Origin of the sequence: Marinomonas colpomeniae (assembly GCF_014803385.1) — a bacterium.
Lineage (GTDB): Bacteria > Pseudomonadota > Gammaproteobacteria > Pseudomonadales > Marinomonadaceae > Marinomonas > Marinomonas colpomeniae.
In genome coordinates this window covers 239,417-264,545 of the sequence record NZ_JACYFC010000003.1, presented here as the reverse complement: position 1 = coordinate 264,545, position 25,129 = coordinate 239,417, and the positions used below count along the sequence as shown (strand labels likewise).

The following is a 25,129-nucleotide window of genomic DNA, read 5'->3' as shown; positions in this document are numbered from 1 at the left end:
TTCATCCAGAGATAATATAAAAAGGAATTGGATAAATAATATCCTCTTCACACAACAAATAACGATATTATACGCTATACTGCGCGCTACTCTCCTTATGACAATCAGTCCGAGCTTCTATGCCATTTTCAAAACTTGGGTTATCTAAACCTCTTATACAAGCTATTAAAGAATTAGGTTATAAAAAACCGACCCCAATACAAACACAAGCTATTCCTATTGTACTTTCTGGTAAAGACCTTGTTGCAACATCTCAAACAGGTACAGGTAAAACAGCGGCTTTCGTTTTACCAATTTTAGAAAAGCTAAAGAAAGAACGTACCTTACGAGGTAAACGTATACGGGCGCTTATTTTAACGCCAACACGCGAGCTATCTGTTCAGGTTGAAGCCAATGTTGCTTTATACAGTAAACACCTTAAATTAACGTCTATGGCGATCTATGGTGGTGTTGATACAGAGCCACAAAAAGAACGCTTGATCGAAGGCGTTGATATATTAGTAGCAACACCAGGTAGATTGCTTGATTTAGCACATCAACGAGCAGTTCATTTTGATGAGCTTGAAGTCTTAGTATTAGATGAAGCCGATAGAATGATCGATATGGGCTTCACCGATGAACTCTATAAAATACTTGATCGTTTGCCTCAACATCGTCAGAACCTATTATTTTCTGCAACAATCACTGACAGTGTTCGCCAACTTTCTTATGATTTTTCTGATAGCAAGGTAAGTGAACCTGCTACAGAGATAAAAATTTCACCAAGAGTAAAAACAGCCCCTAATATTAAACAATGGCTTATCACAGTAGATAAAGACACTAAATCCGCTTTACTAAGTCATTTAATAAAAGAGCAGCAGTGGGATCAGGCACTTATTTTTATCGAGAAAAAACACGGAGCAGCCAAGCTTGTTGACCAATTAGCTAAACGAGGCATTGAAGCTGACTGTATTCATGGTGACAGAAGCCAAGCCATGCGTGAAAAGATTCTGACCGATTTTAAATCTGGCAAACTTAAATATTTGGTTGCTACTGGCGTTGCCGCTCGTGGTATCGATATTGGAGACCTTAGTCGTGTTGTTAACTACGACTTACCTTTTAAACCTGAAGAATACGTCCATCGTATTGGTCGAACAGGTCGTGCTGGCGCAATAGGTGAAGCCATTTCTTTTGTTGCTATGGGTGATTTTAAAAACCTATGCGCCATAGAAAGTCGTTTAAAGCACATTATTGAGCGTGAAGAAATTGACGAATTTCCAGTGAGAAAAACAGTGCCTGTTTCTGTTTTGAATTTCGTTCGTAAGAGTAAAGCTCCTGAACGTAAAGGACCCTCAAAACCTAGAAGCGCTTCTAAGCCTAAAAATACAATAAAATTTAAAGGCAAAGAATCTACTAAAGATTCAGGTAAAAAAGTGTCTTAAAGTTATAAAAGCTAAGACTAAAGAGGTCGAGTTCAAACATTCCGATCTCTTTAGTCAATCTTCGACTCTACCTTTATTCTGGCGAGAAACCTTTCAATAACTCTGCATTAGTAGGGAATTCTTCTAACAGCTCGACCAGCTTCTTTGTGCCTTCTACTGGTTTAAGGTGTGTTAATGATCGTCGAAGTGATCTAACTTTCTCAATGTCTTTAGCATCAATAAGCAACTCTTCACGACGCGTACTGCTTTTAGCAATATCCAATGCAGGGAAGATTCGATGGCTTGCAACTTCTCTCGATAAAACGATTTCCATATTACCCGTACCTTTGAACTCTTCAAAGATCACCTGATCCATTCGACTACCTGTATCGACTAATATAGTGGCCAAAATAGTAAGGGAGCCACCATTTTCAATATTTCTAGCCGCACCAAATAGTTTTCGAGGTATTTCTAAGGCTCTAGCATCAATCCCACCAGTCATTGTGCGCCCGCTACTCTTTTGTCCAGCATTGTAAACTCGTGAAAGCCTTGTAAGAGAATCAATAACAATCATTACATCGTGCCCTTCTCCGGCTTCCTTACAGGCAATATCTAACAAGTTATCCGCAACTTTTACATGTTCTGCATAGCTTTCATCGGAAGAAGAGGCATGCACATCAGCTGGCACACCGCGTTTAAAGTCGGTCACCTCTTCTGGTCGTTCATCAATGAGTAAGGCATATAGCTTTATCTCCGGATACGCTTCCCCTACTGCCTGACAAATATGCTTTAACATTGTTGTTTTACCGGAACCTGGGGGTGCTACGATTAGACCTCGCTGGCCCATTCCAATTGGTGAAACGAGATCCATTGCGCGCATCGAATACTGCTTAGATCCAGACTCCAAACGAATACAAGGTGCAGGATGTATCGCCACACCATTTAAAAAACGTTTTTTAGGATCATTAGGGTATAAATCCTCAGCCACTTCATCTACCGCAGTAGAGTCTGATGGTCTTTTTCCTTTTAAACTTAATATTTTTCTCGTCATGATATCGATTTATAACCTTAGGTAATTAAGTGTTGTAATCAGTTGATCCTATTACTCACCAGGACATGGCACTTCGCTTTTGCTTACACCTTTTTTCTCAGTCATTTCTTTTGACCTATCATAATCAAAGGCATCCGACGTTAATCCTTTTTGATCAGAGCCCTCCTCCGGAGAAAACACTAATCGAGTTAATAGAGCAAAATGGTCGGAGCCAATCGAAGGTAAACGCTGAAGTGATTGCAGAGTAAAATGCTGGCTATGGAATAAATGATCTAAAGGCCAACGCAAAAAAAAGTACTTTGCATGAAAAGTGTTGTACATGCCACGACCTACGCGTGGATCTAACAAACCACTAATTTTATGAAATAGGCGAGTTGTTGTAGACCAAGCAACGTCATTAAGGTCACCTGTTACTATGACCGGTTGATCGCTATCAACAACACTTCGAGCCACAATCATTAACTCAGCATCCCGCTCCGCTGATTCTTCATTTTCTGTAGGACTTGGTGGCGCTGGGTGAATAAAGTGCACACGAACCTTGTCTCCCGTTCTTAATATCAAAGATGCGTGTATCGATGGAACATCTTTTTCAACAAGATAGGAAATTTCTTGATTTTCTAGCGGTAATTTTGAAAAGACATGCATTCCATACAAGTTAGAAAGAGGACATTTAATACTGTAGGGCATGGTTTCTTCCAACACAATAAGCTTATCTTCCCACCATTGGTCAGATTCTAATGTTACCAAAACATCAGGTTTGTGCTTTTTAACTAACTTAATCAAGCTATCAGCATTACGATTAGGAGTTAATACATTCGATGTAAGAATACTAAGTTGCTTCTCAGGACTAGTATCTCGAGCCGCTCTAACCTCTTTTGGCCATATGCATGTATAAGGCAATATCCACCACAGCTGCCAAATCAAGCACGCAATAGTTACACCGATAATTACCCAGTTGGATATCATTTGAATATCGAGAAAAATAAAATGCGCAATTAAAGCAGTGGCTGAGACAATTGCAATTTGCAAACGTGGAAAGTCCATCCCTCTGACGATCCAATGCTGATTTTTAGATAAGGGAAGCACTGTAACTAACACAATAATCAATGTACAAAAAACAAGTACCAACTGCATAATCTAGACCTGATTTTTCCAATTCAAATATAAGGCGATATGCCAATCTTCGAAGGCTGGCTCATTAGCCCACCCCCTACTTATTATTTATTACTTTTACGATAACATAATAACAAGTTTTCTTACGTACTACGTGATACAGACATAGTAATAATCATACTTAAAAATGCGATTTAGGAAGAATCAAAATAGATATCCCTTCACTAAGAGTAATACCAGCCTTTATATGCCAATAAGAAAATTAATAAAAAGAAGCTAAACGCCTTAAATTTTGACAAAAAATCTAATCTTATTATTAACACTCAAAATTTACTGGCTAGATTATTGCTTACAATATAATAAATATTTGAAGCTATGAGCTAGCAACACTTTCAAGGCATAGGATACGTCAAGGTCGATAGAGTTATAATCCGCACTATAATGCATACGAAAAAACTAATGTAAAATTATGTAAAACTATACAAGGGTAAATGATATATTGTATATCTAAGTAGTGGATTAGGTTGTTGACAAAAAAATAATGCGATGAAAGATAATATAACGCTCTCAGTTTCTTCGATTCATGGCACCAAGCATTTTAGCTTTGGGAAGAAAACACGTCATACCTTAAAATTCATCAGCTATATGGCTTTACTTAGTATAATTGTAGCAAGCTTGGTCATTTATTACTTAGTCAATGACGCGCGATTTGCAAGACTTAAATTATTAGAATTAGAAAACAAATCCTCCTCTCTAAGTCGAGAAATTACATCGTTAACGACGTTAAAAATTAATTTAGAACAAGATCTATTAGAACGAGAGGAACGAATGCAACAGGTATCCAATAGATTAGGTGATTTAGAAAGCCTTTTAGATATGGATGACGATAATAATCACGAACTTGAATCTCGCTTAGATACGGCCGCTATTCACTCATCAATACGCGTAGCCATGTTAACTCAAATACCAAGTGGGCCACCGGTAAAAAATGCTAGAACGTCTTCAGGTTATGGAAAGCGCAAACACCCGGTAACGGGGATAACAAAAATGCACCGAGGACAAGACTTTGCGGTGAATACAGGTACACCTGTTTATGCACCCGCCGATGGAGTGATAGAAGTTACACGACCTAGTAACAAAGGTTCTGGAAACTTTCTCCGCTTAATGCATACACACGGATTTACTAGCTCATATTCTCACTTAAGTAAATTTGCTGCTAAAAAAGGTGATTTTGTTAAAAAAGGCGACTTAATTGCCTATTCAGGGAACAGTGGATTATCTTCTGGGCCACACCTTCATTATGAAGTGAAGTTTATTGGGCGCTCATTAGATCCAAAGTATTTTCTGGACTGGAATGTGGATAATTTCGATACAATTTTTAAAAACATAAGAGGGATAGGATGGGAATCTTTAGTGGACAAAGTAGAGTCAAGAGTCAGTCATCAACTACAACTCTCATCGCAGAAGGTTGCACAATCAACGGGCACCTTAAAGTAGAAAATCAGTTACAGATTGATGGCTATGTTGAAGGAAAAATAGAAGCAGCAAATCGCCTCAAAATTAGCGAATCTGGAAATGTGTTAGGAGAAATAACCACCGAGCACTTAATCATTAACGGCCATTTTGAAGGCACTTGTCATGCGACGAATATTGAAATATTACGTTGCGGTAATGTAAGCGGAACTATTTACAGTGATAATTTAAGCATTGAACCTGGCGGTAAATTCACTGGAATTACGAATCCATCCGAAAAAATAGAACCAGACAACGTTCATGAGCTAGCAGATAATGTCGCTAGAATTAGTAACGATGTACTTTAGTCGTTGCTAATTTCCAACGACCAAGAACTCGAAGATGCATCAAAAACGCCTTACACAGCACTGAAATAGTATTGCGCTAAATCGTTATAACGCGCCTGTGTTTCCGTATTAAGCTAAGCGACCGCTTCATCAGCACGACCTGTAGAATAGGATTGAGCCGCGGTGATTTTCCCACCCGTATAAATTGGCCATAAGACTTAAACAGAAGAGGTAACGGTTTCTTTTTCTGAAACAGTCGAACTGTTTTTTTCTTGCAACAAGAGCCATGACTGGGTGAAGTTTATTTTTTGTGCACTAGCGTAAAAAATAGAGGCAAAGAATAGAAGTGAAACAAGAAGTTTATAGTTAAATCGACATTTGAATTCTTTAAAAATTACAGGCAACTCACTAAGTGGTTGTTCTCTTGAAGTAAGAGATTGTTCCTATATGATACGCCTATAAATTAAAATGATAGATAACTTAAATCAATTAATGCGGGGCTTATACTTTATATATAAATCAATAAAAAAGAGCCTCATGCATAAAGTTTAAAATTTTCCTAAGAAACAAAATATTAAAGCTCTTTCCTCAATATATCCCTGACTGTCGGGGGCAATAAGTATGCTGTATTATCTGCTTATAATGACATTCATAACGACTATTTAAATTAATTAACGTGAGACGACAAGATGCTTTCAGGTGTGTGTATTGGTACTAATAACCTTTTGGCAGCAGGTAATTTTTATGATGCTGTCTTAGCAACCATTGGAATGAAGTGTGTCTTTTCAGACCCTCATGAAAAAGGATACGCAGGTGCTGACGGTAAAATAACCTTATTCATTCTGACACCATTCAATGGGAAAAAGGCCTCCTTTGGTAATGGCACTCAAGTAATGTTTTATGCACCTGATGCGAATGCGGTAAATGAGTTTCATGCAGCTGCGTTATTAAGTGGTGGATCAGACGAAGGCGTACCTGGGCCGAGAAACTACCATCCAGATTATTATGGTGCTTATGTACGTGACCTTGATGGAAATAAACTCAACGTCTCAGTGGATATTTCAAACCTCTAATACGAGTGTAAAACGATTCGAAATGAAACTCTTCTTTACATCACCATCAAGTTTCAATGAACAATTCATCAAAACGAAATATGGCAATTAATGGATCAGACTGCTGGCTTTCTAAAACCATTTTGGCGGACACTTGCTCTCCTGTTATTGGGCGAAAACGTCGCAAACAAGGAAGAATACAAAGGGTTGCCATTAACCAATGTCCTACTTTTTCAGCCAAACGAAATTCTGCTCTCTGGCCAATCAACAAAGAAGGTTGAAAAAGGCTAATGCGTTTAAAAGGCAGAATCTTCACTTTTTCTTCTAGTTCCCCTTTCATCTTCAGATATGGGCTTTTACTGTGCTCATTTGCACCGCTAGAAGACACCAATAAATAATGATCAACACCTCTTTCTGACGCTATTTTTGCTGCTGTATATTGGTAATCAAGGTCAACGACACGCTGGGCAGCAATAGAACCCGCTTGCTTACGTGTCGTCCCAAGGCATGAAAATAAAATATCTCCATCAAATAGTTCAGTGCATTTTTCCAAACTATCAAAATCCACAACATGATTAATCACTTTAGAAGAAGAATGCTCAGTAGGTCTACGAGTAAGAGTAACGATTTTACTAATATGAGAAGCATAAGCTAGTTGATTAACCAAGGATTGCCCCACCAAACCAGTGGCTCCAATTACAATCGCTGCTTTATTCATGGTTATCCTTATTAAATTGACTTTATGTCGTTCTTTTTAGAGAACGGCCTCTTGGTTCGTCACCCTCATAAAGCACAACCTCTGAATGCAAAAACTCTGCAGCATCTGCAGAGCCCTTTACCTTAATGGCAGTGCGCTCTAACATTTCCGTTTCGAAGTCATTTAAAACACTTTCTCGGATACCTACTTCTTGCCATGTTTTTCGTCTATTTTCACCAACTTCACGCTCTTTATCCGAAAGAGGACGACAGCCTTTAAAAATCCCTCGGGCCAATGACAAAGCATCCAACAAAGCTTGATTAGCGCCTTGCCCTTTAAATGGACTCATCGGATGAGCCGCATCGCCAATCAAAGTAATATTTGGATTAGCCATCAACCACTCAGGTTCAAGCAAGGTGCGATCATAAGCAGGATAACCAGATACTAAACCTTCTTTTGTCGCCATCACTATCTGCGGAATAGGGCTGTGCCATTGCACTCTACGATACGCTTCTTCTTTTAATGCTTGGGCACCCTGCTCACTTAATGCTTCTGCGTCACATTCTTCCATTGGAAAACTGAGCTGCCACATCACAGAATTCGTATCATAAGGCATGATGTAAATTCGCTCATTGCCATTAGCTGTTTGAAATACTGTGGCAGAATCTAATAAGTCACTTTCAAGACCATTTAAATCTTTTAGAGGGCAAATACCCAAAATCACGATACAACCAAGATAACGTAGAGGCGTCACATCGTCACCAATCAAAGACTGGCGTATCACACTGCGAATGCCATCCGCACCAACAACCAGATCCGCTTTTGCCTTAGCTGTTTTTCCATCAACAATAAAACTCAGTTCAACGCCTTGACCGACTTCATGCTGTTTAAAATCGACCAATTGATAGCCCCATTTCACAGTATCCTCTCCACCTAGCTGCTCAAGTAAGGCTAAGCGCAAAGACTGACGAGCAATATGCACGTTGGTTCGTTTAGGAGAGTCTGCAAGTGTGGGGTGTTCAGATGATTCCACCCACTTTCTCATTCCCCACTCAGCGACCACTTTGCCTTCTGGTGTATGAACCAAATGCCTTGTAGAGATCACACCTTTTTCTAAAGAAAAAACACCAAAGCCTTCAATCGCTTTGCTAGCCTGCTGCAAAGTTAACCCATAACCTTGAGATCTAGCATCAAAGCCATTATCGCGTTCGTAAAGTGTAAAAGGGATACCTCGATGCAAACAGGCTACTGCCAATGCCACACCACCAATACCTCCGCCGATAATGGCAACATGAGGATAATCTTCCGTATTAGCAACTGGTAAATGTTCAGCAATTGCCAAACCAGATCCTTTGCAAACAGGGCAATCCTCGAGATGACCTTGAGGACGAATTGGAGCATCACCTTCGCCGCCAGATTTCTCAAACTCGTCCATTTTTTTCAAATAGACTAGACGAACTTTTTTACGCACTCGACGACTCTTTTTACCTCGTCCTAGGCAATTACTACAAACTGACCAGTTCGTTTTTTGATGTTCCAATATAGTCACTTTTTTGATTAACCTAGTTTGATTTTTTCTTTTTAAAAGAAAAATGATAGCTACAGTAACTAATCTGTAACTCAATGATAAATGCATTAAAGAGAGATTTTGACCCTTTAGAACCTTAGATAACGAAAAGTGTCTTTTCGAACTTTATTATACCCTCCTAATTGTCAAATCTACTCTGCTTAAACGTTTTTTGGTATTCCTTAATCCAAAACATATTGGTTATAATATGCCGCCCTCACGTAAAACAAATAATAAAACTAAGAGAAAAGCCTAAATGAAACTTTATAAAGCATTGATCAGTACAGCGCTAGGCATAGCCGTTACACAATTGAGCTTCGCACAGACTCAAATTACCTATAAGTCCGCTAAGACCAGCTCATCTTATTATCAAATGGCAGTAGAGATTTCACAGGCCGTAAAAACAGACACAAATAGTGACATTATTGTCACCGTTGAAGAAAGCCAAGGATCTGTTCAAAACGTGATGGAGTCGGCTTTTCGAGGCGCTAATTATGTCTTTACAACACCGCCAGCTTTAGTGAGCTTAGCTCAGAATGGTAAAGCGATGTTTAAGGGCAAAAGTAACCCTAAGTTTGATGAAATTCGAGCGCTTTTCCCTATCCCATCTTTAACTATGCATTTTGTTGTATCAGCAAAAAGCGGCATTAATAGCTTTGGGGAAATGGAAGGCAAAAACATCTTATTAGGTAAAGGCTCTTTCGGTGCCAATGAAGGTGCTAAATACATCAAGATGTTTGGTTTAGAAGGTAAAATAGACATTGCTAAAGTAGAACTATCTAACGCCGTTTCAGCATTGAAAAATGGCCAAATAGATGGTTTTGTTACTGCTGGATCTTTCCCTGCACCAAATGTTATTGAAGCCGCTGCAGGCACTGGCGTAAAAGTATTGTCATTAAGTGATGAGCAAATAGTACAATCAAAACGCACTAAACTAACAATCCCTGCAGGAACCTATGCAGGACAAGACACGGAAATCACTACAACATCATTACCTGTTGTTGCTTATACAAGCACGGCGATGGATGACGACACAGCTTATGCCATCACGAAAGCTTATTGGAATCAGAAGAAATTAATGTCTGACACATCTCCATGGTGGAACGGCGTATCAACGGAAATGCTAAGTAACATTAAAGGCAAAATCCACCCTGGTGCAGCTAAGTATTACCAAGAAATAGGCGTAACATTAAGCCCTGAACATCAATAAGTGTCGCGCTAACTAAAAAAATAACTGAACAAGTAACTGAATACAAAGTAGAACTTACTTGATGAAATGTGAGTTCTACTTTTAAAACATTAACTCTATGTTTCTATTCCTCAAATCACATTTCTTAAACAGGCCATATCTATGCCTAGTAAATATTTTTGGACCGGTTTTGGCTTCATTAGCATCATATTCCATTTAACCCTGATTTTTTCAGGTCTAGTGCCTAATCTAGTCAGCCGTCCATTGCATATGGCACTTGCTTTACCTTGGGCTTTTATCTTCTTAAGCAATACGCCTCTGCAACGCTATACGGGTTACTTATTTACTCTGCTCGGTTTAGCGGCAACCTTTTGGGTTGCCTACAATGCTGACGTGCTATCAGATCAATACGGTTATATTAGCCAAAACTATCAGTTATGGATTGCCGCAACCTTACTTTTTTGTGTTTTAGAAATGGCACGACGCTGTATTGGATGGCCCCTACCTATGGTTGCGGCCATTGCACTTTTCTATGGTTTATTTGGACAACATGTGCCAGGTGAATTTGGTCATCCTGGTACACCAATAGGCAGTTTCCTAGGAACTTTGACTATTGCCGAAGGTGGCATTTGGGGCAAGTTAACAGGCGTTTCCGTTAGCATAGTTGCGATTTTTGTTATTTTTGGCGCCGTCCTCAATGCCGGAGAAGCAGGTCAAGGTTTTATGAACTTAGCTCTGACAGCTGCAGGCAGATTAAAAGGTGGCGCAGCAAAGGTGTCTGTTATTTCTTCCGCTCTTTTTGGCTCTATTTCCGGCTCAGCCTCAGCCAATGTTGCCTCAACAGGTGCAATCACTTTACCCGCTATGACCAAGCTTGGTTACCCAAAATCCTTAGCTGGCGCAACCGAGGCAGTCGCGTCTTCCGGTGGGCAAATCATGCCGCCTTTGATGGGCGCTGGTGCTTTTGTCATGGTAGAGCTTACGGGCATACCTTATCAAAGCATTATGTTAGCTGCGATCTTGCCTGCTATCTTATACTTTTGGGCTGTTTGGGTTGGAATAGACGCCTTCGCTCTACGTTATAACTTAAAGGCCGTCAGTAAAGACCAGCAACCAAGTCGTCGAAACTTATTAATTACTTGTAGCTTTTTCATGGTGCCATTTTCACTTCTGCTATGGGGAATGTTTGGACCTGCTTATACGCCACAGTTTGCTGCTAGTATCGCCATTCTCGGCGGGGCCCTTTTGCTCTTTTTTAATTCAAAAGGCCTATCGAATAAACAGGAGTTTTTAAACCGTATTGAAGATGTTGGCACTAACGCTGGTAAACAAATAGCCATGATAGCCTCCATAATATTATGCGCCTCCATCGTTGTTGGTGTGCTTTCTATTACGGGTTTAGGCGTGAAAATCACATCACTCATTATTTCAGGGTCATCTGGAATGCTTTGGCCTGCCATTCTATTGACTGCTATTGCCTGTTTAATTCTTGGTATGGAAGTACCTACTACCGCTGCTTATGTAATTTGTATTTCTGTTGCAGGACCCGCTTTATCACAATTAGGTTTATCACCACTACAAGCTCATTTATTTGTGTTTTGGTTCGCTCTGTTATCAACCATCACACCACCGGTTTGCGGTAGCGTCTTTATTGCTGCTGGGATGGTGAAAGAGAACTGGCTCAAAGTAGCCGGTACTGCCATGATGCTAGGCGTAGGCTTATATTTAATTCCCTTGGCGATGATTGCTAACCCTTCTCTTATTCAACTAGGCAACAGCCCGTTTTTAGCTATCTTAAGCGCATTAAAAATTGCACTCGCACTCTACTTTATTTCAATGGCGCTTATTGCCCCATTTAAGAAAATAAAGCGTGCCTTGTATTTATTGATAGGGATCGTGTTAATTTTTGGTTTTTCTATTTAAATAATTATAGCTAACTCTAGTTAAGCTATAAAAAAGCCATCAACACATTAATGCGTTGATGGCTTTTTTATTTCGTAAACACCTTAATTTTATTAAGAATAATCTTGTTACGTATTTAGTCCGCATATTCATCAATAATATCTGCTTCACTCGCACTGTGAAACGTCACGGTAAACCAGTCTTCACTTTTTCCGGCAACAGGGAAATGCCACGTATTCTCAGGCACTATGTCCCAATTTGTTTCAATAGTGGGTGAAGAAGCTTTATTAGGACTCACAATCGCATATTCATTGAACATCATATTAACACCACCGGGAGAAGCAGAAAAAATAGAACCTTCACCTTTAAATGAAAGAAGCCGTTGAATGCTATTACGGTGAATTTCAGGACGAGGCATCTTACTACCTGCCCGCAAGATAAATACTCGACATAAGGCAATCATCGCCTGTTGATCTTCCGGTATTTTATCCCGAAAATATTTAATAGGAATGTTATAAGATGAAAAAGGCAGTGAATAATCTGTTTGTTCAAAAATCGCTAACGCAGATTTAAAACCTGAATCCAGAATCTCCCTAGACTTAGGATCATCAAAAACTAAAGAATGGAGCCGTTCAATTAACGCAACATCAGAATCACTTACTTTTGGCAAAATAATTTACCCTCTATCAAATACAGGCTTTGTGTTTAACATTATGAATTAAAGAACAACGACCTTATTTCGCCCGCTTTCTTTTGCTTCATACAGAGCGTTATCGGCTCTCTTAATCAAAGATTCCATAGTATCTCCCTCTTGAGATAAAGTTAATCCGAAGCTCGCTGTTTTATTCCCTATGGTATGAAAATTATAGTGAGAAATTTTCAATCGAAGCTCTTCTACTGCCTTGTAGACATCATCAATTTTCGATTCAGGAAAAATGATAATAAACTCCTCTCCCCCATAACGTCCTATATAGTCTGTTGTTTTTAAATTATCTTTAATAAGGTTTGAAAAATCTACTAAAACACTATCACCTTTTTGATGCCCATGTTTGTCGTTAACTTCTTTAAAATGATCAATATCTAATATAGAAAGGCAAAAAGTTTTATTTTCACCACGACTTTCATCGATTTCATTTCTTATAAGCTCTTCCAGCTTTCTTCTATTGAATAACTTTGTTAGGTTATCAGTAAGTGCAAGCTGTTTTAATTCTTTATTTTTTTCCTCAATATATGTCTGTGCTTGTTTCAATAAAGAATTTGCCTTAATTAACTTTCTGTTCCAATACACTATAAAAACAAAAAACACGCTAACAAAGATTATCATCTTCCATATAAAAAAATAATTTATTTTTTCTTCATATTTTATAGGAACCCATTTTGTTAATATTTTCCTGTGACGTTCACTAGTAATACTGTCAACAGATTTCTGTAGAATATTCAACAACTCTTCATCATCATTTCGAACCGCAATAGACAGTTCTAAATTTTCAGAAATTTTTCCTGCTATTTTTAACTCTCCAAAATATCGACTTTGAAACTCATAACCAATACTAGTTAAAGTATCAATGTAAGCGAAGAGCTGATCATCTTTAACTTTATCCAGTCCATCATAAATGTCGTCCACTTCGATTATATCTAAAGATGGATATTTCCCACGCAATATTTTTACAAAAGCGTCTCCTTTTATGATTCCAATCTTTTTGTTTTCTAAATCTAAAATGTGATTAATAAATGGAACATTAACTTTTGTCGCAACAACTAAAGGAACGTCTAAATAGTGACTAGTGAAATTTAAATACTTCTTCCTTTCTGGAGTCTCCATTCCTAAAGCAAGCATATCGCATTGCCTATGTTTTATGTATTCAATAGATTGATTCCAATTTTCTGTTTCAACCAACTCAAATTTTGCCGAAAGCATCTGTTCAAAAAGATGATAGTAATCTGAACTCATACCAATATGTTCACCTTCTTCATTAAGCCCTTCAAAGGGTAGACCACTTGGGTTTATACAATATTTAATTGTTTTCGTGTTGATATAAGCTCTTTCGGCATTAGTAAGGTTTATATGTCCACCAGGATACTCTTTAATTGAGCCTATCCATTTTTCACTTAAGGCTGTCATTTCTTTTTTGGATATAGAAGATAGTGTTTTTTCGAGGATAGAACTCAAGATTATATTTTCTGGCTGTATACCTAAACGTAAATCTTCTCTGCTTGTATTGGGTAAGGAAAGTTCACTAGCCAATGTTATATTATTATAAAGATTCTTTTTTATGAGGTAGTTTATATTGGTTAAATTTTGAATTAAAGCGTCAATTTTACCAAAAACCAAATCCTTAGTTAGTTCATCATAATTATCATAAAAAACCAAATTCATGGTTCCTATTTTCTCAAGTTCTTTGATATAAAAAACATCTTTTAAAACACCAACCTTCTTACCTGATAAACTTTTTAACCCGTTATATTCACCAAAATTATCTTTCACAAAAATCATAATAGGAATATTGTAATAAGCATTAGTGAAATAGGTAAAAGGCTCCCTATATTCTTTGTATGAAATACTTGTTAACACATCCAATTCTTTGTTTTTAAAAGCATTATATATATTGGTCCATTTACCAATATTTTTTTCGAAAACAAGTCCTGTTTTTTGAGAAATTATATTTAGTAAATCATGCTCGAAGCCAACGACTTCATTTTCAATGTAATATGAGAAAGGAGTGAAGTCGGGCATCATACCCACTGTTACTATAGGCGTATTTTTAATGAATTCCCTTTCCTCTTCCGTCAGGATTAAGGGTATTGAAAAGCACTTAGCTGAAAGGAAGAGTAAAAAAAATGGCAGTATAAATTTTTTCTTCATTTTGATCTCAGTAAAAAACATTTGAATAAGCATATCTTTGAGTGGATAATACATAATGCTTATTTTTAGGCAATGTTAATGCCCCAATCTAACTATTATAAGTAGGTCGAAGCACAAAAACAGTCTATTTTCACTTTGAGGATAAATGATTACGAGTTCCTTGATTTTGGTTGTATTTCAACCGACCCTAAATTCACAAGCGAGATACTGTAATCAATGTATAATCACCGCTCACATACCTGTTAGGACAAACTAAGCATGTCTCTATTGTTCGAAGAAATCGATAGCCAAGACTCACCATTAGGTGAAATTTCCCTTCGTAAAAGACGTATACCAGCGTTTGGAGACAGAGAAATCTATGAGGTGAAACTGGGCGAAGAATTTCTCATGTCGAGTATGTTTGTTGAAGCCGAAGAAGCTTTGTCTGACCTTGGTTTAGCGCAAGTGAAAGGCGATAACTTGAGTGTGGTAGTAGGCGGGTTAGGTTTAGGCTATACCGCGGTTGCGGCATTAAAAGATGAGCGAATTTCAGAGCAACTTGTTGTGGATGCGCTGGACACAGTAATCAGTTGGCACCAGAAAGAACTCGTGCCTTTAGGAAAGATACTTAATGCAGATACACGAAACCGCTATGTGCTTGGCAGTTTTTTCGATCTTGCTACAGACCCAAGCACAGGATTTGATCCAACAAGTGCAGGGAAAAAATTCGATGCGATTCTGTTAGACATCGACCATTCCCCGACCGAGTTCCTAAATCCAAGCAATGCTGGCTTCTATACAACAGAGAATTTAGCTCGCATGGCGGATCAGCTGAAACCAAAAGGCGTATTCGCAATGTGGTCACAGAATCCACCAGAAGAAAGCTTTGAAGCCTTATTGAAAACAGTATTTGAAACGGTCGACTCTCATCTAGTATCCTTCCCTAACCCATTCCAAGGCAAAGACTCAACAAACTCTGTCTACGTTTGTATTAAGAAATAATACTTTCTCAGTCAAGCAAAAAACTACCAAAGATAGAGATGTAGCAACTATAAAAAGAAAGAGTCGGATCGCATTTTTAAAATGCGATAGGCGCTTTGTGAAGTCAAAGCTGACGTACGCGGATTATCCGGTAATGTTCCAGAACAGGTCTCAAAACTAAAAGATACATTGTCACCATGAGCTTCTATTCTGTGCGTATTTCGAGAAACAAAAGGATCTGCGATCAAGCGCACAAGCGTCTCATCAAAACCTATCCCTGCTAACGCGACAGTTGCCACAACATTCGCATTTTTAGGAAAAAGCCGAGCGGCATCACGTGCTGTTCCCGCATATATCTCGAAGGGTTCACTAAGGTTTTCGAGATCACAAACATTTTCGGCTGGAGTGCCTTTCCAACTTAGTGGGGCTTTTCTACCAGTATACTGAACAGCAGTTAAACCTGTTTTCCCAACGGATGAAATAGCGTCAATTCCGCCTATTGCACCAGGAACAACTATTATTTTAGAACCAGATTGATGCGCAGCTTGTCTTAACCCTGTATCAAGATTAATGTCTGACAAAGCACCAGCAGAAAGCACACCAAGATCGATTCCACGCCTCAAAACAGCCTCACCATATTCACATAACGCTTCGTGACCAGCACACTCCAAAACGAAATCAATATCATCATCTAGGTCATCAATCGACGAAATAACCTCGATTGTGGAACACAATAAAGGTTTAACAATCTCACAGCTCCTATGGCGGACCAATACCTGTTTAATTGTTAAATAGGGATCGTCTTGCACTTTGAAAAATAGGTCTTGAGCAATGGCGCCATACCCAATAAGAGCAACTTTAACGGTCATTAAGATCTCCCTATTAGAGTTGGATTTGAAATTAGAATCATCTCAATTTTGTTGTATATCACAAGAGTGTTCTGAGCACTTTGACAACATTGTTAGCAAAGCAAAAGACATGCCCAGTTTTACTGAGCATGTCTAGGTCGACCTGATATCGCATTAGAGTTTTAGCTAATAATCACAAGAAATAGCGATCTAATACGGCCAGTGCATCACGATTGTAAGCCACTCGATCTGGTATAGAAGTACTCGGTGGGCGAATCCCCAGCTTAACGCCTAAAATAGCAAGCGAAGCCTTCTTAACATCAGCAAGCTGCAAACAACGATTCATCTCTGCTTCTGTCAACAAAGACGCGCTTTCGCCTTTAGTACCCGCCATATCAAGACTCGGCGGCATATGTGCATCGTTCCAAACGCCATAATCACTTTCATTGCTAGACGCACCAGAGAACATAATGCCCGCTAATACACCGCTTTCTTTCGCTTTTTGAATGTGTTCTATGGGGCCTGAAATACTACGCGCCTCAATAGCGGAACGCCCCCAGTTAATAACAATGCCTAGTGGTTGTTGAGCTCTCATTTTCAACTCAACATTTAAATCAGATAACACTTTAATTTCGTCTTCTATACTTAAAAAACCTTTTGATGCCTCTTGCCCTTCAACAAAAGCATCGCAATGCTCAATAACAATTTGAGCCCCCTGCCAGTCCCAAGACAACATCGCTTTCAAAGAAGTGCTTAACGATTTAGCAGAAGCCTTTGCAACTCCACGATTTGGTGCCGTTTGGATTTCAATCGCTTGAACAGCTTGTCTACCTAAAGACGCGTTTAACTTAGCAACGGCTTCGCACGCTTTCTTCATAAAGGTCAATGCCTCTAATCGACCTTTTTCATCATCAGAAGCGATACCAAAATTGGGGTTCTGGCCTATCGCGTCCATAATTCCTGGAATACAGGTAAACATCACATTCCAATTCGGATCAATATTCTCTAGAAACCAATCATCGTCATGGGGGTGTAATTGACCCACAAAAGGATGTTCCAAGCCTTTCATGTTCGTTAACGTTTTTAGTTGATCGTAATATTCTTTTTCAAGCGTTTTATCCCAACCATTAACATTAGGAGACGAAGCATAAGCACCTACAAAATACGACATAACAATAACCCCAATCCAGACTCACAACAAAATTGTATGAATAAAAACAAAATTCTAATCTATCTAAACACACTTATAGGATGAAATACCTTTCTAAACCGCAAAGTCTTCAAGTTCGGCCAAATAACGGTCTTTTGTAGCACGCGGCAACCAAGCCCCTTCAAAAGCATTTCTAGTAAGTTGCACCAGCTTATCTTTACCAAGGTTAACCTCTTCCTGCAAACGAATAAGGTTTTCGTTCATATAGCCAGGAAAGTAAGCAGGGTCATCCGAGTTCACCGTCACCCGCATGCCAAGATCCAGCATTTGATCCAACACATCCGCTTTTGTGCCGCCAACGACATACGCATTAGAAATAGGACACATGGTTAACGCCAATGATCGCTTTTTAATCTCTTCGCATAACGCCTTATCTTCAATCGCATTTACACCATGATCAAGACGATCCGCACCAATATCATTCACCGCTTGCCAAATATGCTGAATCGAACCTTGCTGATTTACATCACAATGAACGGTAAGAAGATAGCCCTCTTCACGTGCTCTCTGAAACACCTTATTAAACTTCATAGGAGGGTTATTACGCTCATCAGAATCCAGCCCTACACCGATGATCCATTCTTTATAAGGCAGAGATTGCAACAAAGTCGTCATCGCGAATTCCGCACTCCAGTCTCTTAGAAAGCACATAATTAACTGAGAACGAATACCTAACGACGTTTCCGCCGCTATTTGAGCGCGACGAATACCGCGAATGACAGTATCAAAACCAACACCACGAGCCGTATGCGCCTGTGGATCAAAAAACATCTCGGTATAAAGTACATTTTGAGAATGTGCTTTTACAAGGTAAGCATAAGTTAAATCAAAAAAATCTTGCTCTGTTAGTAACACATTCATCCCTTCATAATAAATAGCCAAAAAAGAAGGAAGGTCATCAAAATCATAAGCATTTTTGAGTGCTTCAATGTTGGCATAAGGCAACTCTATATTGTTGCGCTTCGCTAGCTCGAACTTCATCTCAGGTTCTAATGTTCCCTCAACGTGAACATGCAATTCGCACTTCGGCATGCCCTCTATAAAATCCTGTAGATTTTCCATATTCATTCCTCTAGATGACTAATAGCAGTATAAAAAGCATTATGAACATTGACCATTTTTACAGCACGCTTTTATAGAAAAATTGTTATAGCAAGAACTTTAACGAGCAAAGGTAGACATTTCAAATGATACTAAATATGAACGAGAATATTAAAAGCGATATGAGTTGTGATGAATAACTAAGTAATTAACATCACTCTCTATCGCAATACAGAAAAAGAAGACGCTTATAAAAATATGGATAGATATTTTTGATTTGGTAGAGCAGAAAATCACTAGGGTGTTAAGTATGAGAAGCTGACCAATACTCGTGATTGGTCGAACCTCTCATCCTATTAACAAAAATTAAGCACTAACTTAATATTCGCCTTTTCCAGTTGCTGGTTTTCCGCTTAAAAGCTCGTATTGCTCAAGACTTGAATCGCCTGCTTTTACAACGGTTTGAGTCACGTATTGCTGAACAGCTGGTGGCAAACCTTCACCATACTTTACGATGCAATATTCTTGCTTCATATCACTTACAGCAGTCTTTCCGCCTTGTAACAATCCACGAACCATGACCAAGTCACTGTCGGTTGTATTAAATGTAAGGGAGTATTCACCATACTGAGAACGGAAATAGTATGTACCCTTTTCGATTTCACCCGTGTTGGTGTATATAACAGCAGGCTTGAATCGAGACAGCTTGTTTATATCGTCACCACAGAACAGTCCATGAACAACAATATCTTCGTCTTTATCAATATAAATGTCTTTATAACCATCAACAGCCATTGCTGAAATGCTGCCGGTAAGAGCTAATATCCCTATTAATTTTTTCATTTTCTTCCCTACTTTATATTTGAGTTATTTCATAAAATGACGCAACTCTAACTTCCCTGATGCTTATATCTCCTGAAAATTAGAGACAACGGTATTGCATTTATCCAAGTTTGAATATTATCACTAACACCTTGTTTTTTTCAATCCGAATCTCGATATTAAACATCAAACCAACGCTCAATAATCAATTGCTTTAATTAATTTAAAAACGGGACACAAAGCGAATGCTAGCATTATGATTCCCTTTGTGTCTTATCGGATAAATAACTACTTCGATCTGAGCTTTTCAACTGTAGACTTTGCACTTGACGCACGAGCTTCCGCGGCGATCTCTTTGCTAACGATGGTTTTTCCAATAGGAAAAATAGAAATACCCGCCAGTTTTAAATGCTGTATCGCAAACGGAATACCTATAATAGTTAAGAAACAAAGTATCGCCGACATCACATGCCCAACAGCCAACCAAAAACCAGCGAAAACAAACCAAAGGACATTACCGAGTAAACCTAAAGCGCCTGTACCAACATCTTCAGACAAGGTTAATTCACTTCTCGAAATAGCTTCTTTACCAAAAGGAAAGAAAGAGAAACCCGCCATAACAAAACACGCTCTTCCCCAAGGAATTCCTATAATACTGATAAAAGCTAACAATCCAAAAACACACCAAGCCAAGCCCATCATCACTCCACCGAATATGAACCAGATTAAATTCCCTATTACTCTCATTTCATGCCCTTTTATTTAATTTAAAGAAATCATTTTTTTAGCTATTTTGATGTTTCTAATAACTCATCTCTAATCAATGATAGCAAGAAGGTTTCTCGCTCAATCGACATCCCTTTTTTCTCGCTATTCTTAATCGTATCTAGATTATGCTTAATTGCTTCATGGACATTAATCCATACCGCCTTCATACCGTTTTTGACTTCATAATCTTCTAAGCGGGTCTCGCCTAACTCATCATCAATCTCACAAGTGTAGCAATAAGACCTCATCTGCATGATATTGAAATCCCCCTTGTACGAAGGACGATACTCTTCATACAAACCGAATGCCTCAACATTTCGAATGTTCTGAGCCCCCGTTTCTTCCGCTAACTCACGGATTAACCCTTCAACTTGATTTTCACCGTCATCAATACCACCGCCTGGTAAGGTGTAATCATCGTAACGCTGCGTATACAGCATCAAAACCTCCTCACCTTTTAAAATAATCCCACGGGCAGCAAGACGTAAAAAGGAAGAATCATCGAGAGACTCGATATTTGGGTGGACGGTCGACTTTAGCAAACGCATAAATAGGAAACACTGTGTGATTTTAATGGACTGGATGATAGCAGTTAAAGGGGGAGAGTTTTACATTCCATCCAAAGACTTTATTTTCGCTACTTGGCGCTTCAGCGTTGTTATCCGATTTTCGTTCGAATACAGAAGAATAATGGTTGCAAATAGAACCATGTCGTACTATATTGATTCGAAATCGCACTATATTTAGGAGAAACAATAATGATCTCAAGCAGAAGAAACTTTTTAAAGATACTCGGTGGTGGCACGGTGGTGGCAGCAGCAGGAATGGGAACATTTTTGAGCACCCGCACTCCAGAAGAAGCATTGGCACCTTGGGATAATGCTGGTAATTATCAAGATGTTCGAAAATGGGCTCTTTCTTACGCCTTACTGGCACCCAACCCACACAATCGACAACCTTGGCAAGTCGATCTGTCTACCCCAAATCAAATAACTATTTATCGCGATAAAGAAAAAGACTTGCGTCACACTGATCCTTTTTCGCGACAATTGACCATTGGTATGGGCTGTTTTCTGGAGCTACTGTCTATCGCGGCGACTCATGTAAACCAGAGAGTCAGTTACCAATTGTTCCCAGAAGGAGAAAATGGTCCAGTAGCTGTGGCCACTTTTATTCAAGGGGCTAATGCTGACCCGCTGTTTTACAATGTAATGAAACGTCGCTCTTGTAAGGAACCCTTCACCGATAAACTAGTCGCAAATGAGCTTGTGCAAAAACTGAATGGTTTCGCTAATGTTATTATCGAGCCTAAACAAGTCGCTACTCTACAACAGTTAAGCTGGGATGCATGGCTAGTTGAGGCCAATACAGAGCGTACTTGGAAGGAGAGTGTCGATTTAATGCGCATTGGCAAAGCAGAGATTAATGCCAACCCAGACGGCATTGATCTCGGTGGGCCATTAATGGAGTCTTTGAAAATAGCCGGTATTATGACGCGTGAGTCTCAGTTAGATAAAACATCAAGTGGTTATAAAGAAGGGAGGGAAATATATCAGAAAATGCTGAAAGCAACTCAGGCCTACTGTACAATTATTACCGCTGGAAATTCACGTGTTGATCAAATTGATGCAGGTCGGCGTTGGTTGCGTTTGAATTTACAGACCACTGGGCTTGGCTTATCTTTGCACCCTATTTCTCAGGTGCTACAAGAGTACCCAGAAATGAGCGAACATTATAATAAGGCGCACAGTCTCTTAGCCCAACCTGGGCATACCGTACAAATGTTTGCAAGACTTGGCTTTGGTCCCAGCATTTCTCGCACTCCTAGATGGCCGTTAGAGGCAAAGATAATTAATGGATAAAAATAACCCTTCGACATATTTTGAGCTGTTTAATGAGATAGCCATCATCCAGCAATTGAGCCGAGCCTCTCTTGAGGAAAAACTCCCTAATGGTTTCTTACAGCCTCATTTTGCGGTATTGAATCATTTAATTCGGGTACACGATGGACGCACCCCACTGGAAATCAGCAAAGCTTTTCAGGTGCCAAAAACCACTATGACCCACACCTTAAGTGGTTTAGAGAAACATGGCTTGATTGAAATGCTACCTAACCCTAAAGATGGTCGCAGCAAATGTGTTTGGTTGACGGATAAAGGCCGAGCCTTTAGAGGCGAGTCTATTGAGAAGCTAGAGGACTATATAACGGACATTGCCGAGCACTTTGATTTGCAAAAAATAGCCACTACCCTAGAAACGCTCAAAGAGCTACGGATATACCTTGATGAAAACAGGTAACTCATTCCAAGAGTAAAAGCGACATTAGACCCCAGCTAAGGAACCCGCGAATAAGTCGAAACGATGTACTTCATTTTCTTTAAGATATTAAAGACAACTTGGACTTCATTACCTTTAACGCCCTTTTCAGATGAATGGGGTCTATTTATCATCTGACCTCAGGCTTTAAGCTCAACGTCAAGAATATCCATAAGAATAAGTCGAAGGCTCTACATGTTCAGTCATTAATACTAGCTCTTTAGAAGAACAAAGCTTTGGCAACATTCTTGTATCTCGTCGTTTCCATATTATTACCCGCTCGATTTTCATTAGACTTCGTATAGCATTCCATAAGCGATTGGGGAAGTACGGCTAATAATCTATAAAATAGAGCCCTTATGCTAGTAAGAGTAGTTTAAACTTAATATTATTCTGATTCCGATGGTTTATTAGGTATAAAGTTGTTCAATGAGTTTATCTATTCTATTACCATACGTTTAGAAATTGCTTATGAATACAAAGTGTTTGAATGAAACAAAAGAAAGGTTGGGAATACAAAGTGTTCGAATGGAACACAAAAAAAGAGACCTAAGCCTCTTCCTTAATTGTCTAAAATAAAACCTACGATTTATCACCCGAAATCCGACTTGCCACCGCCGAAGTCTGTTCCTTATATTTAGCATCAATCCGCTTATTATAAGGACGTTCCGCTGAACCCGACATGGTTTCAAAGTTAATCGCGCCTATCGTCATTCCTGGGCTTAAGGCAATGGGTAGTTTACCGCCGTTAAGGAATTCTAAAACGATACCACCACTCCAACCGGGGTCAATTCGGTGTGCTGTAAAGTGAACCATTAAACCAAGACGAGCCAAAGACGAACGACCATCTAACCAGCCAACGAGGTAATCAGGAATAGTCACCGATTCTTTCGTGACACCAAGTACCAATTCACCCGGATGAATGAAGAACGGCTTGCCATCTTCTACTAAAATCTCATCACTCATGACAGATTCAATGACTTTATTTAGGTCTTCTTTTGAACTGCTTAAATCAAGATACGGCGCTGGGTGACCTTGAAAGACGCGAAATGAATTTCCCAATTGTAAATCTACCGACACACCACTGATTACACTGTTATCAGGGCGAGGCTCTATAGAAATAGAACCGTCGTCTAGGGCTTTGATTATATCTCGGTCACACAAACGCATTGTTTTTCCTTAGTCATCACTCATGCCGATGGTCGGCATGGCAAATTGAGTGTCTCGTTGAGACGCTAGAGTAGCACCAAGCTTACGAGCAATCGACTGATAAATACCAGCCACATCACTTTCTGGTGCATTCACAACAATGGGGCTACCTATATCACTTTGCTCTCGAATGGCTAGGCTCAATGGTAATTTACCTAATACTTCAACGTTATATTCTTTGGCAAGGCTTACGCCGCCTTTATCACCGAAGATAGCTTCATGATGCCCACAGTTTGAACAAATGTGCGTTGACATATTTTCAACGACCCCAAGCACTGGGATTTTCATCTTGTTGAACATTTCAATACCGCGACGAGCATCCAATAAAGCGATGTCTTGCGGCGTGGTGACAATAACCGAACCAGCTACAGGTACTTTTTGCGCCAAAGTAAGCTGAATATCACCCGTGCCCGGTGGCATGTCGATAAATAAGTAATCTAAGTTATCCCAATCGGTTTGGGTTAAGATTTGCATCAAAGCGCCTGTCACCATAGGCCCACGCCATGCGACGGGGGTGTCTTTGGTGGTTAAGAAGGCCATCGACATCACTTGCACACCAAAGGCACTTGGAGGCACAAAGAATTTATCTTCTCGTACTTCTGGTCGTGTTCCGTCTGCAAAGCCAAGCATCATGCCTTGGCTTGGGCCGTAGATGTCGGCGTCTAGAATACCAACACGAGCGCCCTCTTTTGCCATCGCCAAAGCAAGGTTAACCGTGGTGGTGGATTTACCCACACCGCCTTTACCTGATGCAACCGCAATAATGTTTTTCACACCTTTGAGCCCTGCGATGTTGCCTTGGGTCGCGTGGCTTTGTACATCGTGCTCTATGTCTAATACTAGCTCTCGTCCACTAAAAGGACTGTCCTTCAAAATGTCTTTAATGCGCGATTCTAAGGACGCTTGCTCTTTATCGGCTGGGTAACCCAAGCTAAGTGTCAGATGGATACGTTTTGCATCTTCCATTATTTTCCAAACTGCACCATAAGCTTGATCGCAGTTTTCATCAGTAAGGTTTTCTAATCTTGCCAATAAGGCTAGAGATTCTTGGCTGTCGTTTAACATGGAGCACTCCTAATGAGTGGGTATTTTGAACACTGGCATGAATGAAAAGAGCGCCGAGATGCAAAATAGCCAAAATAAATTCAGTTTATGTGCCAAGTGTGGGGGCAATTCACGGAAAAGCAAGTCTAGCCCTTGCACACTAGAGTCGTGGTCTTATAATTACGCACTCTAAATGCTATCCCTATTTAGGTTTTTTTGGGTGCTCGTCACCCCACCTTATTTTTTGATAGAATATTCGATCTTTTTTACATTCTGCA

At 39.4% G+C, this 25,129-nt stretch carries 23 protein-coding genes; 9 read left to right on the top strand and 14 right to left on the bottom strand.

The annotated features are described in order from the left end of the window. Nucleotides 1–119: 119 nt before the first annotated feature. On the top strand, nt 120–1,421 hold the full coding sequence (locus IF202_RS10570; protein WP_191594868.1) for a DEAD/DEAH box helicase: 1,302 nt from the start codon (nt 120–122) through the stop codon (nt 1,419–1,421). A gap of 73 nt (nt 1,422–1,494) precedes the next feature. Here IF202_RS10570 and rho read toward each other — a convergent pair whose 3' ends face one another. Together rho and IF202_RS10560 are read right to left on the bottom strand one after the other, a co-directional pair. After that, complete coding sequence (gene rho, locus IF202_RS10565; protein WP_191594867.1) at nt 1,495–2,451, bottom strand: transcription termination factor Rho; 957 nt, start codon at nt 2,449–2,451, stop codon at nt 1,495–1,497. Between the two features lie 51 nt (nt 2,452–2,502). After that, nucleotides 2,503–3,585, bottom strand: a complete 1,083-nt coding sequence (locus IF202_RS10560) for an endonuclease/exonuclease/phosphatase family protein (RefSeq protein ID WP_191594866.1) — start codon at nt 3,583–3,585, stop codon at nt 2,503–2,505. Between the two features lie 525 nt (nt 3,586–4,110). Between IF202_RS10560 and IF202_RS10555 the strand changes: the two genes are divergently transcribed. From IF202_RS10555 to IF202_RS10545, 3 genes are all read left to right on the top strand, one after another. After that, nucleotides 4,111–5,061, top strand: a complete 951-nt coding sequence (locus IF202_RS10555; RefSeq protein ID WP_191594865.1) for a M23 family metallopeptidase — start codon at nt 4,111–4,113, stop codon at nt 5,059–5,061. After that, nucleotides 4,965–5,384, top strand: coding sequence for a bactofilin family protein (locus tag IF202_RS10550; RefSeq protein ID WP_191594864.1), 420 nt, complete (start codon nt 4,965–4,967; stop codon nt 5,382–5,384). The genes IF202_RS10555 and IF202_RS10550 overlap by 97 nt, the downstream gene beginning before the upstream one ends. Before the next feature lie 668 nt (nt 5,385–6,052). Then, the gene (locus tag IF202_RS10545) at nt 6,053–6,436 is read left to right on the top strand and encodes a VOC family protein (RefSeq protein ID WP_191594863.1); all 384 of its coding nucleotides are present in this window, start codon (nt 6,053–6,055) and stop codon (nt 6,434–6,436) included. Between the two features lie 46 nt (nt 6,437–6,482). On the opposite strand, the gene IF202_RS10540 is transcribed toward IF202_RS10545, so the two are convergent. Together IF202_RS10540 and IF202_RS10535 are read right to left on the bottom strand one after the other, a co-directional pair. Next, nucleotides 6,483–7,133: an NAD(P)H-binding protein gene (locus IF202_RS10540; RefSeq protein ID WP_191594862.1), complete on the bottom strand. Its 651-nt coding sequence runs from the start codon at nt 7,131–7,133 to the stop codon at nt 6,483–6,485. A 22-nt stretch (nt 7,134–7,155) separates the two neighbouring features. Then, nucleotides 7,156–8,583 carry an FAD-dependent oxidoreductase gene (locus IF202_RS10535; protein WP_328797217.1) on the bottom strand — a complete coding sequence of 476 codons (1,428 nt, stop codon included), beginning with the start codon at nt 8,581–8,583 and terminating at the stop codon, nt 7,156–7,158. 352 nt (nt 8,584–8,935) lie between these two features. Between IF202_RS10535 and IF202_RS10530 the strand changes: the two genes are divergently transcribed. Both IF202_RS10530 and IF202_RS10525 read left to right on the top strand, forming a co-directional pair. After that, a complete protein-coding gene (locus IF202_RS10530) occupies nt 8,936–9,889 on the top strand; it encodes a TAXI family TRAP transporter solute-binding subunit (protein WP_191594860.1) in 954 nt (317 codons plus the stop codon). Between the two features lie 141 nt (nt 9,890–10,030). Then, nucleotides 10,031–11,791: a TRAP transporter permease gene (locus tag IF202_RS10525; RefSeq protein ID WP_191594859.1), complete on the top strand. Its 1,761-nt coding sequence runs from the start codon at nt 10,031–10,033 to the stop codon at nt 11,789–11,791. A gap of 115 nt (nt 11,792–11,906) precedes the next feature. Here IF202_RS10525 and IF202_RS10520 read toward each other — a convergent pair whose 3' ends face one another. Both IF202_RS10520 and IF202_RS10515 read right to left on the bottom strand, forming a co-directional pair. Next, a complete protein-coding gene (locus IF202_RS10520; protein ID WP_191594858.1) occupies nt 11,907–12,440 on the bottom strand; it encodes a hypothetical protein in 534 nt (177 codons plus the stop codon). 48 nt (nt 12,441–12,488) lie between these two features. Next, complete coding sequence (locus IF202_RS10515; RefSeq protein ID WP_191594857.1) at nt 12,489–14,633, bottom strand: transporter substrate-binding domain-containing diguanylate cyclase; 2,145 nt, start codon at nt 14,631–14,633, stop codon at nt 12,489–12,491. 258 nt (nt 14,634–14,891) lie between these two features. Here IF202_RS10515 and IF202_RS10510 point away from each other — a divergent pair, with 258 nt between their 5' ends. Beyond that, a complete protein-coding gene (locus tag IF202_RS10510; protein WP_191594856.1) occupies nt 14,892–15,614 on the top strand; it encodes a spermidine synthase family protein in 723 nt (240 codons plus the stop codon). 47 nt (nt 15,615–15,661) lie between these two features. Here IF202_RS10510 and IF202_RS10505 read toward each other — a convergent pair whose 3' ends face one another. The 6 genes from IF202_RS10505 to IF202_RS10480 all read right to left on the bottom strand — a co-directional run bounded on the left by IF202_RS10505 (nt 15,662) and on the right by IF202_RS10480 (nt 20,830). Next, complete coding sequence (locus IF202_RS10505; RefSeq protein WP_191594855.1) at nt 15,662–16,462, bottom strand: aspartate dehydrogenase; 801 nt, start codon at nt 16,460–16,462, stop codon at nt 15,662–15,664. 172 nt (nt 16,463–16,634) lie between these two features. Next, the gene (locus IF202_RS10500) at nt 16,635–17,612 is read right to left on the bottom strand and encodes a DUF4862 family protein (protein WP_191594854.1); all 978 of its coding nucleotides are present in this window, start codon (nt 17,610–17,612) and stop codon (nt 16,635–16,637) included. A 93-nt stretch (nt 17,613–17,705) separates the two neighbouring features. Next, the gene (locus tag IF202_RS10495) at nt 17,706–18,713 is read right to left on the bottom strand and encodes an adenosine deaminase (RefSeq protein ID WP_191594853.1); all 1,008 of its coding nucleotides are present in this window, start codon (nt 18,711–18,713) and stop codon (nt 17,706–17,708) included. A 357-nt stretch (nt 18,714–19,070) separates the two neighbouring features. Beyond that, nucleotides 19,071–19,535, bottom strand: coding sequence for a hypothetical protein (locus IF202_RS10490; RefSeq protein ID WP_191594852.1), 465 nt, complete (start codon nt 19,533–19,535; stop codon nt 19,071–19,073). Nucleotides 19,536–19,802: 267 nt separating this feature from the next. Beyond that, on the bottom strand, nt 19,803–20,261 hold the full coding sequence (locus tag IF202_RS10485; RefSeq protein ID WP_191594851.1) for a YccF domain-containing protein: 459 nt from the start codon (nt 20,259–20,261) through the stop codon (nt 19,803–19,805). A 41-nt stretch (nt 20,262–20,302) separates the two neighbouring features. Next, the gene (locus IF202_RS10480) at nt 20,303–20,830 is read right to left on the bottom strand and encodes an NUDIX hydrolase (RefSeq protein WP_191594850.1); all 528 of its coding nucleotides are present in this window, start codon (nt 20,828–20,830) and stop codon (nt 20,303–20,305) included. A 210-nt stretch (nt 20,831–21,040) separates the two neighbouring features. Here IF202_RS10480 and IF202_RS10475 point away from each other — a divergent pair, with 210 nt between their 5' ends. Continuing rightward, on the top strand, nt 21,041–22,144 hold the full coding sequence (locus tag IF202_RS10475; RefSeq protein ID WP_191594849.1) for an Acg family FMN-binding oxidoreductase: 1,104 nt from the start codon (nt 21,041–21,043) through the stop codon (nt 22,142–22,144). Continuing rightward, the gene (locus IF202_RS10470; protein ID WP_191594848.1) at nt 22,137–22,580 is read left to right on the top strand and encodes a MarR family winged helix-turn-helix transcriptional regulator; all 444 of its coding nucleotides are present in this window, start codon (nt 22,137–22,139) and stop codon (nt 22,578–22,580) included. Before IF202_RS10475 ends, IF202_RS10470 begins: the two co-directional genes overlap by 8 nt. Nucleotides 22,581–23,180: 600 nt before the next feature. Here IF202_RS10470 and dcd read toward each other — a convergent pair. After that, on the bottom strand, nt 23,181–23,768 hold the full coding sequence (dcd, locus tag IF202_RS10465; RefSeq protein ID WP_191594847.1) for a dCTP deaminase: 588 nt from the start codon (nt 23,766–23,768) through the stop codon (nt 23,181–23,183). 9 nt (nt 23,769–23,777) lie between these two features. Continuing rightward, complete coding sequence (gene apbC, locus IF202_RS10460; RefSeq protein ID WP_191594846.1) at nt 23,778–24,872, bottom strand: iron-sulfur cluster carrier protein ApbC; 1,095 nt, start codon at nt 24,870–24,872, stop codon at nt 23,778–23,780. Between the last annotated feature and the right edge of the window lie 257 nt (nt 24,873–25,129).